At 60.1% G+C, this 10,499-nt stretch carries 15 protein-coding genes and 3 pseudogenes; 11 read left to right on the plus strand and 7 right to left on the minus strand.

Annotated features, from left to right (window positions below):
* Positions 1-318: 318 nt before the first annotated feature.
* The 4 genes and pseudogenes from BQ8794_RS27360 to BQ8794_RS35775 all read left to right on the plus strand — a co-directional run.
* Positions 319-912 (plus strand): annotated as a pseudogene (locus BQ8794_RS27360) (IS256 family transposase); the annotation flags it as partial.
* A gap of 130 nt (positions 913-1,042) precedes the next feature.
* A complete protein-coding gene (locus tag BQ8794_RS27365; RefSeq protein ID WP_077381730.1) occupies positions 1,043-1,633 on the plus strand; it encodes a hypothetical protein in 591 nt (196 codons plus the stop codon).
* Positions 1,634-1,719: 86 nt separating this feature from the next.
* Entirely contained in the window at positions 1,720-2,178 is a 459-nt protein-coding gene (locus tag BQ8794_RS27370; protein ID WP_077381731.1) for a glycine-rich domain-containing protein, read from the plus strand.
* The gene (locus BQ8794_RS35775; protein WP_167378855.1) at positions 2,175-2,327 is read left to right on the plus strand and encodes a hypothetical protein; all 153 of its coding nucleotides are present in this window, start codon (positions 2,175-2,177) and stop codon (positions 2,325-2,327) included. Before BQ8794_RS27370 ends, BQ8794_RS35775 begins: the two co-directional genes overlap by 4 nt.
* A gap of 39 nt (positions 2,328-2,366) precedes the next feature.
* On the opposite strand, the gene BQ8794_RS27375 is transcribed toward BQ8794_RS35775, so the two are convergent.
* Positions 2,367-3,458, minus strand: a complete 1,092-nt coding sequence (locus BQ8794_RS27375) for a hypothetical protein (RefSeq protein WP_077381732.1) — start codon at positions 3,456-3,458, stop codon at positions 2,367-2,369.
* A 98-nt stretch (positions 3,459-3,556) separates the two neighbouring features.
* Here BQ8794_RS27375 and BQ8794_RS37480 point away from each other — a divergent pair, with 98 nt between their 5' ends.
* The 3 genes from BQ8794_RS37480 to BQ8794_RS27390 all read left to right on the plus strand — a co-directional run bounded on the left by BQ8794_RS37480 (position 3,557) and on the right by BQ8794_RS27390 (position 5,652).
* Positions 3,557-4,201 (plus strand): class I SAM-dependent methyltransferase, encoded by a 645-nt coding sequence (locus BQ8794_RS37480; protein WP_425293588.1) that lies wholly within the window; start codon positions 3,557-3,559, stop codon positions 4,199-4,201.
* A 419-nt stretch (positions 4,202-4,620) separates the two neighbouring features.
* A complete protein-coding gene (locus tag BQ8794_RS27385; protein WP_167378856.1) occupies positions 4,621-5,295 on the plus strand; it encodes a sulfotransferase family protein in 675 nt (224 codons plus the stop codon).
* Between the two features lie 144 nt (positions 5,296-5,439).
* Complete coding sequence (locus tag BQ8794_RS27390) at positions 5,440-5,652, plus strand: KTSC domain-containing protein (protein WP_077381734.1); 213 nt, start codon at positions 5,440-5,442, stop codon at positions 5,650-5,652.
* A 281-nt stretch (positions 5,653-5,933) separates the two neighbouring features.
* Here BQ8794_RS27390 and BQ8794_RS27395 read toward each other — a convergent pair whose 3' ends face one another.
* Both BQ8794_RS27395 and BQ8794_RS27400 read right to left on the minus strand, forming a co-directional pair.
* Positions 5,934-6,125: a DUF3606 domain-containing protein gene (locus BQ8794_RS27395; protein WP_077381735.1), complete on the minus strand. Its 192-nt coding sequence runs from the start codon at positions 6,123-6,125 to the stop codon at positions 5,934-5,936.
* A 181-nt stretch (positions 6,126-6,306) separates the two neighbouring features.
* Positions 6,307-7,110: a MipA/OmpV family protein gene (locus BQ8794_RS27400; protein WP_244555124.1), complete on the minus strand. Its 804-nt coding sequence runs from the start codon at positions 7,108-7,110 to the stop codon at positions 6,307-6,309.
* A gap of 443 nt (positions 7,111-7,553) precedes the next feature.
* Between BQ8794_RS27400 and BQ8794_RS27405 the strand changes: the two are divergent.
* Both BQ8794_RS27405 and BQ8794_RS36825 read left to right on the plus strand, forming a co-directional pair.
* Positions 7,554-7,727: pseudogene (locus BQ8794_RS27405) on the plus strand (transposase family protein); the annotation flags it as partial.
* 169 nt (positions 7,728-7,896) lie between these two features.
* Positions 7,897-8,133 (plus strand): hypothetical protein, encoded by a 237-nt coding sequence (locus tag BQ8794_RS36825; RefSeq protein WP_244555125.1) that lies wholly within the window; start codon positions 7,897-7,899, stop codon positions 8,131-8,133.
* A gap of 263 nt (positions 8,134-8,396) precedes the next feature.
* On the opposite strand, the gene BQ8794_RS27420 is transcribed toward BQ8794_RS36825, so the two are convergent.
* The 4 genes from BQ8794_RS27420 to BQ8794_RS35785 all read right to left on the minus strand — a co-directional run bounded on the left by BQ8794_RS27420 (position 8,397) and on the right by BQ8794_RS35785 (position 9,433).
* The gene (locus BQ8794_RS27420) at positions 8,397-8,654 is read right to left on the minus strand and encodes a hypothetical protein (protein WP_077381738.1); all 258 of its coding nucleotides are present in this window, start codon (positions 8,652-8,654) and stop codon (positions 8,397-8,399) included.
* Between the two features lie 142 nt (positions 8,655-8,796).
* The gene (locus BQ8794_RS35780; RefSeq protein WP_167378857.1) at positions 8,797-9,075 is read right to left on the minus strand and encodes a hypothetical protein; all 279 of its coding nucleotides are present in this window, start codon (positions 9,073-9,075) and stop codon (positions 8,797-8,799) included.
* Complete coding sequence (locus BQ8794_RS37485) at positions 9,015-9,272, minus strand: DUF3102 domain-containing protein (RefSeq protein WP_077381740.1); 258 nt, start codon at positions 9,270-9,272, stop codon at positions 9,015-9,017. The genes BQ8794_RS35780 and BQ8794_RS37485 overlap by 61 nt, the downstream gene beginning before the upstream one ends.
* Positions 9,269-9,433 carry a hypothetical protein gene (locus BQ8794_RS35785; RefSeq protein WP_167378858.1) on the minus strand — a complete coding sequence of 55 codons (165 nt, stop codon included), beginning with the start codon at positions 9,431-9,433 and terminating at the stop codon, positions 9,269-9,271. The genes BQ8794_RS37485 and BQ8794_RS35785 overlap by 4 nt, the downstream gene beginning before the upstream one ends.
* A 102-nt stretch (positions 9,434-9,535) precedes the next feature.
* Here BQ8794_RS35785 and BQ8794_RS27435 point away from each other — a divergent pair, with 102 nt between their 5' ends.
* On the plus strand, positions 9,536-10,024 hold the full coding sequence (locus BQ8794_RS27435) for a hypothetical protein (protein ID WP_077381741.1): 489 nt from the start codon (positions 9,536-9,538) through the stop codon (positions 10,022-10,024).
* A gap of 182 nt (positions 10,025-10,206) precedes the next feature.
* Positions 10,207-10,499, plus strand: a pseudogene (locus tag BQ8794_RS35790) (hypothetical protein); the annotation flags it as partial.

A 10,499-nucleotide genomic window follows, 5' to 3' on the forward strand; every position in this document is an offset into this window, starting at 1 on the left:
CTGGTCGACAAGAAGGAATAGCGGAAGGCTGTCGCTGCGGCGGGGGGGCGATACCGCACATTTCATGCGACAGGCCTGACGCGTACCCGCGGACCTGCTGTGCCAACCAAAAACAGACCGCAACCCTTATTTTCCGGCAGTCCTGCCTTGATAAGGTCGGCTATCTCGCGGTCGATGATCTTCGGATCACTCTGAATCGAGGTGCACGCCACATTTTTTTCGCAATGAAGCCGGGGAGAGCTTCAAAGCCCTGGCAGCATTGGCGTGGACTCCTCCGGTCGTCCAAGGCGGCTGGCGTTGATGGACTTGGGCATGGGGAAGAGCAAGGCCCTGCGCGCCTATCAGCGGCGCACGAAGGCAGCCGACGCGCTGATCGCGTCGAGCTACCTGGCGGGCACCAACACGCGACGCGTCCGTCGTGCGCTTGCCGCCTTGTTCGGCGACGCGATCGGCAAGGACGTCGTCAGCCGCACGTGGCGCAAGGTGAAGACGGACTGGGACGCCTGGAATGGTCGCTCGCTGGCCGACGAGCCGATCGTGCGCCTGATCCTCGACGGGACGGTGGTTCGTGTCAGGCTCGAGCGCAAGGCGACCTCGATCTCGCTGCTCGTGGTCATCGGCGTGCGCGCGGACGGCCAGAAGATCCTGCTCGCGGTCAAGAACATGGGCGGCGAGACGACCGAGGCCTGGCGGGCGATCCTCGACGATCTCGTCGCACGCGGCCTGCGTCGCCCTGAGTTCCTCATCGTCGACGGCGCACCCGGCTTGGATAGGGCGATCGCTGCGCTGTGGGACGGGGTGCCGGTTCAAAGATGCACGGTTCACAAGCACCGCAACTTGCTCGGCCACGCTCCCGAGCGCCTGCACGAGGAGATCAGCGCCGATTACACCGACATGATTTACGCGGCCACGCGCCTCGCAAGACCTTGAAATTGCACCAGTCGTTTTGATTCAGACACTTAGACCCCAAGCACACTTCGGAACAGCGCTCGTGAGCGGGAAGATACTCCTTTTGCCTATTGGACAAACAGCGTAGTTTTGGATGCCCAACCGTGATGATATTTTGCTGCTGGCGGCGAGCATGAGGATTGCGAAAATGCCCAGTCAGAAGCACGACGATCATCACCTGCGCACCCACCCCCTGCTGAGTCGACTGCTCGACGTCAGCCCGAATGTACGGGCATTCCGAGGGTACGTCGGGCCGAGGAAGGACAACGGGCGAGTGAGGCTATACCCGTCGCTGGGCGACCTGAGTTTCAGTATCGAAATCAACGAGAGCGACATTGTTGCGTCGGGCGCTGCCCCCGAGTCGCTATTGCCGCACGGCGGCACCGTCATTTGGGTCAAGCCCGATGCAGAGGTGGTATGCCACGGCGATCGGATCAATACCGTTGCGGCACGCCGCCCGCGCCAAGCCCGGGCCCTGGACGTGTCCGCTACCAACGTCGATGAGACGCAAACGAACGCGGGCCGTCTTGTTGAGGTGCAGACGGGCCGGCTGAACATCCAATTGCGACCGCGCGTGATGAGTAGCTGCGCGTCCTGCTCCTGCTCGAGCTGCGAAACAAACCCCAGCTGCACGTCGACATGCAACCAAGTGACGGCCCAGCGCTCGATCGGGGTCGGCCCGTGAGTAGCTCGGAATTAACGCTTGTTGCGCCAGCAGGCCGCGAGTCGCCGGCGACTTACGAGCCAGTCCTACGTTTCGAGGCCCCTTATTTGATCGAGAGGCTGGTCAAGGATCGAATCGTCGGCACGGCCGATGAGGGCGAGGCGTTGTTCGCCGAGGCGAAGAAATTCCTGATTCTGTCATATACGGATTCGGACGTGTCGTGGAATATGTACTCTACACGCGTCGACGAGGTCTGGCATCAGTTTGTTCTGTATACCAGCCAATACATTGGCTTTTGCCAACGATATTTCGGAGAGTACCTCCATCACAATCCAAGCAATGCGCCCGAGGCGCCGGGACGCCGAGAGCTGAGGCCGTCCACGTTCGAGGGCTTTCGCGCCCGCTATGAATCCTTCTTCGGCGAGCCACTGCCCGACGTTTGGCTGGACGGTCGGTCGGTGTCGTTGTCGCATCGCGTGTTCAACGACAACGCGGGCCGCTCGCAGGTGTCGGTCGAGGATGGTATGGCGACACTGGCGGGCCCGGCGGCAGGATTGATGTCGTGATCAACGACATCGCGCGGGACGCGTTGGAGTTCATTTCCTGCACGGGCTCCTTCTACGTCCGCGAACTGCCGGGTACCCTCACCGACGATGAGAAGGTCGGCCTGGTCGCGACACTGGTCGAGCACCGCGTTTTGCGCGTTGCGCCCTGACCATCCAGCGGGCAGGAGCAAAGCGTCCCGGGGCAATCGTCACCAGCACTCGGCGAGCTCGTCGAGAGGAAACGCCATACCTACCCGCGCCCACTGGTCACCGACGCGTCGCAGCGCCGTTTCCGCCCGCGCGACCCACTCGGGATGGCGGTCGCGCCGATCGTAGGCGTGGAACTCCTCGACATCTGCGGCCAAGGATCCGTAACGATCGGCATTGCGCCGAGCCTCATGCATCAAACGCTCCGCGCCGTAGGCCACCACCCGGTAGCGGCGGGTGAAGTTGGACCCACCCATCGCCAGGCGCATGTGATAGTCCTCCCAGCAGCGCAAATACGCGTCAAAGTAATCCATGCCGGCGACCTCCCCGTCGCTGAACCCCGCGCTGAGCAAATCCCGGGCCCACAGCCGTTCGATATTTCCGCGCTGCACGAATCGATGGTCGGGCGGCAGGCCTCCCGCCGTTTCGTACGTCGAGATGCACGCCAGGACGGGATGGCGGATCGTGATGATGCCTTCGCCACCGGCGCCGAGAACGGATTGGAACAGGCCGGGCGCATATGCAGCTTTCGTCGCCTTCTTCGGAACGACGATGTGGTCTTCGTGCCGGTCGGCCGCAGCGAAGAACAGTTCCACCATGGTGAGATACTCGGCCATGGTGTGCAAGCTTTCGACCCATGTGTTGCCGGCCTGGTCGAATCGCCACGGCGCTGCCTCCGGAAACCCGTCGTGCGCGAGGACCGCCGGCACGCGACTCGGATCGTATCCAAGCGCGCGAAACAGCTCCTTGGTCAGATACTTGCCCCCGCTTCGCGGCGCACCGACGACGAGGACGAAGCGGAATCGTTGCTGCACTGCCCGGATCGTGTCGACGTCCCCTATGAGCAGCGCCACGAACAGTTCATATGCGCGGCCGAGGTGACGCATGCCAGCCTGGCTGTCGGCAATGCGCTGCCGTAGCTGGTACGAGGCGCTGGCTGACAACCGATGGCCGAGTCGTTCAGGCCGTTCTTGTCTGTAGGTAGCCCAGGTGGACCCGTCAAATTCAGCGCCCGTGAGCCACGAGTCGATGAATTCCAGGAACTGCTCCGACGGCGGCATGTGCGAGTCGGTCAGGGTGATACGCACGCTCATCAGGCCTCCATAGGCTGTCACCGTGGGCCGATGGTCGCTGACCGAGCCCCCGTCATATGCTAACGTAGCGGTGTCAGTCCGTCGCGAAGGAAATCAGCATTTCTGCTTCGAATTACGGCCCTGAGTTCTGGCATTCTCATTGGGCGGACGGTGGAGGGGCATTCACCGCCAAGGAAAGTGGGCGGCTGCTCGCCGCGCATTGGCCGAAACTCGAAATCCCGCCAGGGAGCGAGGTTTTGGTGCCGATGTCGGGAAAGTCACCAGACATGGCGTGGCTGGCTGCGCACGGATTCGGGGTCGTCGGTGTCGAAATCTCGCCGATTGCCTGCGAGGCCTTTTTCGCCGAGCACCACATCGCCGCTGACCGCGCGGCTGCCGGGCCATTCGTGCGGTGGCAAGGCGGCGGCGTCACGATTCTGCAGGGTGACTTCTTCGACCTCGGCGGCAAATATGCTGCGGCGCTGGACCGAGGCGGTCTCGTCGCGTTGCCGTGCCAGGACCGATACAGGTATGCCCAGCACTTGAGGAGTCTCCTGGAGCCGGGCGGTGTGCTCCTGCTTGTAACGATCGAGTACGACCCGGCGCGCAGAAGCGGTCCCCCGTTCCCAGTATTCCCCGACGAGGTGCGCCAGCTGTTTCCTGGTGCCGTCGAACGTTCACGCCACCCCCTCGGCCGAGCCCGCTGGACCGCTGTCGGTGGTGCCGACGCCGTGGTGTGGGTGATGAGGGTTCGGCGCGGCTAGATGTCGCCGTGCTAGATGGCGTCCCTGACTTCCTGCTCGTGCGAGCTGCTTGGCCGAGCAGCCGATGAACAGTGTCGCGACGCCGACGACCACCGCGACCACCGACAGGAGGCAGGTGTACTCACGTTGTATCTCTCGCCTGAGTAGGAGGTGTCATGGCTCTCCATTGGTTTCACTCTCCGGTCTATATCGAAACCGACCGACCTGGGCTCACCTAAGTCTGCACCAATGTCGAGGGTGCCGCTGTGCAACTCATGAAGTGGACCAAGCGGGGACCCAAGTGGAAGGAGGCGGTCGAGGTCTGCATGGGCCTAATTGAAGGCGAGCGCACGCCCGACGACGTAAGGAAATTCAAACATGTAGCGAAATAGAAGGAAGGGCGGTATTTTGAGCGATTGAAGTCACCTTGGAGGATGCTGATGTCTCTAGATGTCATTGGCGCGGGCATGGGTCGCACCGGCACGTATTCGCTGAAACTGGCATTGGAGCATCTTGGGTTCGGGCCTTGCCACCATATGGCAGACGTGAATGCCAACCCCGAACAGAAAAAGCTGTGGCGCGCCGCTGGCCAGGGACAACTCCCGAACTGGGATCTGGCATATGCCGGCTATCGTTCCGCTGTCGATTGGCCAACTGCGCATTTCTGGCGCGAAGTGAGCGATCACTACCCTGATGCAAAAGTTGTTCTCACAGTTCGTGACCCCGAAGCCTGGTATGACAGCGTGGCGCAAACAATAGGACTTTCGATGGACGCCGCCAGCAATGACCCACAGTCCTTTGGTGTGGCGGTAGTTGGCAATGGTGTCTTTGGAGGTCGCTTTAATGACCGTCATCATGCAATCGCCGTCTATGAAGAACATAACGCTACGGTGAGAGCCACGCTGCCGCCCGGGCGCCTTCTTACTTATCAGGTCTCCGAAGGGTGGGGGCCGCTTTGTGCCTTTCTTGCTGTACAATTGCCTTCGGAACCGTTTCCCCGCACCAATTCGACTGCCGAATTTCGTGCTCGCATGCTGAACGACCGGTTGCCGCCGGAGCCGCCTTCTGCGCCGGGTACCAAGCGTCAGGTTTTCACCACTAGCTTCATTGCTTGAGGCGATCGGCAAGCCAGTCGGGACGAAACCCCATAGCTGCCCTGCCTTCCCCCCATGGACTGACCGACCTTCTAAACTGCTGTGGTAGGATCCATCGGTGCGACTAGCTGGCGCTTCCCGGGCCGAAACCAAGGCGTGAACGTCATGCCGTCCACCTCGATACGCAAAACGGAATACGATCCGGAACGCAGAACCCTCTCTGTGTGGTTCGTGGCCAGCGGTAAATGCTACCAGTTCGAGGATGTGCCGCCGGAGACCTTCGCCGCGTTCAAAGCCGCCTTTGCCAAGGGCCGCTACTTCAACGAGCACATCCGCAATCACTTCCGCTACCGTCTGGTTGGACCGGCGGTCGACTGAGCAGCATCAACGATCTCTTTTGGCAGGGATGCGGCTCATTCGTCGTGGCCGTCCGGCCAGCCCTTTGCGAGGCAAGGTCGGACATCGGAACGAAAGGCGGATTCGCGAATTCTACTGCTAGATAATCGGAATCGTCGGCCATGAGGCTCGCGACCCTCCACCTTGAAAGTGCGAGATACGGCGACGTATATCGCGCCGCAAGGCTGGTGCGGCTGAGGGCTTGATTGGCCGGTCGTGGTCCTTGCCCTGGTAGCCTGTGGCTTCGTTGTTTGTCCGGTGTCTCATTTCTGCGCTTTCAGGGCCCTCGCAGCTTCTGTCAGGGCAGCCCGATCGTTGCCGATGGTCCTGATCAGATCGCGGACCTGATCCGGCGTGATCCCCATCTCGAGGGCAAAATACTCCACCTCGTAATTCTCATCGGCAGAGACACGGTTGCGGTCGCGGAAATCTCGCTTGGTCTTGTCGTCGGCCATGGCTGTTCCTCCTAATGAAAAGGAAACAGCGATCCGGGGCGGAATGTTCCACTTTGCTTATTCAAGCGAGAGCTAAGGGAACTGAAACAACCATGCTGGTCGCTATGCCGGCTGTTAAGGAAGCCTGAAGAACAACCCCATTTGACCGCGCAATCACGCGGCCGGGCCCAGACGCCAGGTATTAGAACAAGTCGAACGAGAACCTCTTCGAGATACTCAAGCCGAAAGCGAATTGATCTTCGCTGCCAAACTTAACAATCGGCGAATCGGCGGCGTCGCCCACAAGCTTACTGTACGATGCCTTTGCGTTCAAAAACCAGGTCGGCCGAAATTCATATCTTGCAAGCCCCCTGATACCCACGCTCTTAAAGCCACCGCCTGGATCAAAGGCGTCAACTCTGAAGCCTGTGTTAGCGGATTCTCGAGCCGAAACTCCGAAATAGCTGTCCATATAGTCGGCTGAAGCAACTGTCGCGAAAGGTCCCAATTTGAGCTCGAGCTCAGGCGTAGGCCGGGCCACCGCGTTCACGCCGAATTCACCCACGACACCGTCAGCACCCCCGAAAGCATAGCGAGCCTCTCCCCAAACCTCCGCGTTGGTCCATTCATAGCTGGCCCGCAAACCAGCTTCGAATGTAGCGTCGACATCATCAAGCCCGGACAGGTCTGGATCATCGCTGACGTCCCGATCAGAGGTGTAGTTGAAGGACGGACCGATCGCGAATCCGCCTGCCTGAGCCTCTGGGCTACCGATTGCAAACAAACCGGGGATGGCGAGATAGCCGAAGCCGATCACTGGCCACGGCCAAATCTCATAATCCTTTGAACCTTCGTATTCAGGCTGAATTATTCCGCCAAGGCCGAGTTCAATGACAACGTCGACATCAGTCTGCGGCGCCTGATCCACTCCTGAATTGTCGGCTGACCAGGCGCGCGTCACAAGGAGTACGGTTGCAGCAACCACGCTGAGGCCAATTTTGATCAAAACCTTCCACCTTCGGACGCTAGATATCGTTCCACTGCATGGTGAAGTATCAACCAAGATGCTGCAAGCGAAATTGGCATAGTGAATATCAGCAACCGCGTCGTGTGGCCGAATTTTGGAGTTCGTGGGCGAACAGATCGAGGCATAGCTTAAACACAACCTCGGCCCGTCGTGATTATCACTGGGGCCGCGCCGACGCGGCCTATCTCAAAAGGGCTGGGTGGTGATCCGGCATGACCAAGGAAAAAGCTGTCTGAAATGGGTGTCAAAAGCCCCAAATCCGTCACTCGATCGTGATGGAATAGAACCGAGCGCAATGTTGTTGACCGATTGCGAGAGAACCCACGGAAGGGCAGGGGAATCGCGTTTGAGTAGATGGGAAATTGCTTGCCAATTGGCGGGTTGTGGATTCTTGGGAGGGCTCCGTTATTGTGGAGCTCTCGATGGAAACGATCCAGAATGTGTTCGGTCATCTCGATCCGCGCGATCAGAACGCTCGACACGATTTTTGCGAAATACTGTTCATTGCCTTCGCCGCGATGCTGTGCGGCGCCAAGAATTGTTCCGACATCTGGCGCTTTGGGCAGGAAAAGGAAGCAATGCTGCGCCTGGTTCTCACTTTCATCTGATCGACGCGGCCGGCCTTGAGGGAATGATGTCCAAGCGTCGAGACAGCAAGTATCGCAGCGGGCCCTTCGACCAACTGGCTGAAGACGAAATGCTACACCGTCGGGGAATTTGAACTGCTCGGCGTCGAGCGTGAGGGGCAAGCCCGCGTTTGCTCTCATGGCTGAGCCGGGGACCCGCAAGTATGTCGGCAGTGCGTTCGTGAGCGTCAACCGCGAGATGCGGGAACGACTGTGGAAGCGGGTCCAGGAACATGCCGGGCCACCACCCAAGGAAATGCCAAAGCGGCCGGCAACGCAGTGGGTCAAGCCGGGTATCAAGGCCCGTGTGAAACACCTCAGGGGCGAGGAAGACCTAAGGCACGCCTCGCTGCAGGATTTTTGGGATGAGAGTTAGCCAGCGCTCCGAATAGGCGGCGGGCTTTTCTATTCACCCCCGAGCCATGAGGCGCTTCGAAAGCGCCCGCCACAACTCCGCTTCGTCGCTGAACCCGTTCTCGAAAGCCTCGATGACTTCGCAGGCGAGATGTTCCCGTTGGTCCTTGTCTTTTCGGGCTAGGCGGCGCTCGGCGCACAACTGGTCAAACACTCGCTGGAGCAACTCCAGATCGGTAGGTCTGAATATTCCGCTATAGCGCCTAAATGGCATGGCCGCCGCCCTCAACAGCGGCTGAACGCGGAGCAGTGGCTAGCGTTGATCCGTTCAATCCTGCCCTTATCGAGCTTAAAGATGCCGTTGCCTCCGCCTTGCTGTTCAAAATCCGTTTGCATCTCATCCCATGAGCCAAGGTACTTGCCGCAATCGTCGCAAGCGATTGAAGTATCGGGCGTCGCATCAGCGGGAATCCTTAGCCGTATCGTTAGGCAGTAAGGGCATTCCAGGAGCTGGTCGAGATAATCGTGGGCAACTACTGCCATCGGATTTCTCCCCTATAGGGGCGTGAGCACCGAAGTTGGCTTCCAAGCGTCCGCGTGCCGTGAAAGGGCGGACGACACGCTGGACCCTACGCCTCATCCACAGAATAGCGAGTCATTTGCGATTGCGTAGCGCGGTAGCGCTTTAGCCGCCGCCGCCACTCTCGGGGAACACGACCTTGCTCGGCGAAACGCGCTGCTTCTCAGCTTCGCGATGCAGGCGGTCCAACCATTGTTCGCGCCATTCTGGTTTGTCGCGATACCAGATTGCCATCATCTCGTGGAGCGCTGCCTGATCGGCATCCGACAGAGGAGCCTTAGCCGGTCGAGTGTCCGATATCGCCTTGCCAAGTTCCCGCAGGCTCAAATCCGCAACGCGTTGCGCTTTTGCTGGATCGTCACCAACATGCGCGGCAACCCGCATATAAGGCTGCGCAGTTCGCATCGAAAACGAACACTGCTCCGAACCCAAGCGTCCCATTGACCATGGGTGACGGTCGCCTTTGCCTCATGCAGGAGCCGTCCACATTCGATCGCGTGTCTAACGCCTTCCCGCTTCGCTTGCTCGACTGACGCGTGGGCTGCGTTGATCGCAGCGGCGATGTTTGATCCGTTGCTCATTCGGCTGCTCCCTTCGGCAGATAGCCCTTGGCCTCAAGGTCGCCCACTATCAGCTTCTCGACATACGCAGCGACCGTGCGCCGGTCTGCCTTGGCGGCATTCTCCAGAGCCTCTTTCACGATGGGCTCGATCCTAAGTCCCAATGCCGCTGTCCGTGCCATGCCGTCTCCTTGTATGCGATTGTTAGCATAAGTTAGTTGACGGTTAACCGCCACCGTGCCACATCTGCTAACGTTGTAACACAATGCTAGAGGATTACAATCATGCCGAACACCACTGTTCGGGCAGCCGCCAAAGGTATGCCCGATATCAACCGCCGCCGCCTTCTGCTTGGCCTCGCGGCTACTTCAACCGCCGCTGCCGCTGCGGCGGCCTTGGCTGCCGCTTCAACGATCATCGACGCGACCGCAGCGCCGTCTGTCGTTGACGCGATCCCAGTTACGCGGACGAAAACCAGTCTCGATGCGATGCTGCTGGAGCTCAAGGGCGCGAAACCGAAGGGGGTGCAGGTCGATCCGGAGCCCGAGCCCGAGGCGGATCGAGTATGGCGTGCGAGGTACTGGGGCAATCTTAGCGTGAGCGACGATGAGCTTGAGCGGAGGTACGGCGCGCCAACATGGGCGGTGTTGTGCTACCCGACGCATGCCGAGTGGATCGAAGACGATGCGCGGCTGACCAGACTGGCGCAGGATGGGCGATTGGCGAGTCCTACGGCGCGTCAGGACGCGCGGGAGCCGCATCCCGGTCCATAAGACCAGCCAAGGGCGAGATCGCGTCCAGCGGCTCGCCTGCGTTTCAAAATTCAACCCCAGGCGCTTGCCAAACGGCCAGTTTCCGGCCACGCCCGCCTAAGAAAGACATGGCAGGGAACCGATTTAACAAGCTCTGAGTTTCAATTGTTAACCCAAGGTGAAAGTCTTAGGGAGCTAACACAATGAAAACCATCCATCATCTCCTCGCCGGCACCGGTATGGTGCTGATTTCAAGTGCATTTTTCGGCGCAACGGCGACCGTTCCAGCATTTGCGCAGGCGATTGAGCGCCAGATCTCGGCGGGGAAGCAATGTCGCTTGTGCCCGCCGCTCACCAATGGCGAGGGCCATCCGACAGGCACAGCTAGTAGGGACACCATCGCCGGCAGCGGCAGCGGCAGCGTCGGCGACCACGGCACCGGCAGCGTCGGCGGCACCGGCAGCATCGGCGCCAGCGGCAGCATCGGTGGCAGCGG

Origin of the sequence: Mesorhizobium prunaredense (assembly GCF_900156895.1) — a bacterium.
In the GTDB taxonomy this organism is placed as follows: Bacteria; Pseudomonadota; Alphaproteobacteria; order Rhizobiales; family Rhizobiaceae; genus Mesorhizobium; species Mesorhizobium prunaredense.

What these genes read in the sequence shown, in the direction of transcription:
- BQ8794_RS27365 (WP_077381730.1), top strand. Translation starts at nt 1,043, where the DNA reads ATGCCCAACCGTGATGATATTTTGCTGCTGGCGGCGAGCATGAGGATT.
- BQ8794_RS27375 (WP_077381732.1), bottom strand. Translation starts at nt 3,458, where the DNA reads ATGAGCGTGCGTATCACCCTGACCGACTCGCACATGCCGCCGTCGGAG.
- BQ8794_RS27385 (WP_167378856.1), top strand. Translation starts at nt 4,621, where the DNA reads ATGTCTCTAGATGTCATTGGCGCGGGCATGGGTCGCACCGGCACGTAT.
- BQ8794_RS27390 (WP_077381734.1), top strand. Translation starts at nt 5,440, where the DNA reads ATGCCGTCCACCTCGATACGCAAAACGGAATACGATCCGGAACGCAGA.
- BQ8794_RS27395 (WP_077381735.1), bottom strand. Translation starts at nt 6,125, where the DNA reads ATGGCCGACGACAAGACCAAGCGAGATTTCCGCGACCGCAACCGTGTC.
- BQ8794_RS36825 (WP_244555125.1), top strand. Translation starts at nt 7,897, where the DNA reads ATGGCTGAGCCGGGGACCCGCAAGTATGTCGGCAGTGCGTTCGTGAGC.
- BQ8794_RS27420 (WP_077381738.1), bottom strand. Translation starts at nt 8,654, where the DNA reads ATGGCAGTAGTTGCCCACGATTATCTCGACCAGCTCCTGGAATGCCCT.
- BQ8794_RS35780 (WP_167378857.1), bottom strand. Translation starts at nt 9,075, where the DNA reads ATGCGGGTTGCCGCGCATGTTGGTGACGATCCAGCAAAAGCGCAACGC.
- BQ8794_RS37485 (WP_077381740.1), bottom strand. Translation starts at nt 9,272, where the DNA reads ATGAGCAACGGATCAAACATCGCCGCTGCGATCAACGCAGCCCACGCG.
- BQ8794_RS35785 (WP_167378858.1), bottom strand. Translation starts at nt 9,433, where the DNA reads ATGGCACGGACAGCGGCATTGGGACTTAGGATCGAGCCCATCGTGAAA.
- BQ8794_RS27435 (WP_077381741.1), top strand. Translation starts at nt 9,536, where the DNA reads ATGCCGAACACCACTGTTCGGGCAGCCGCCAAAGGTATGCCCGATATC.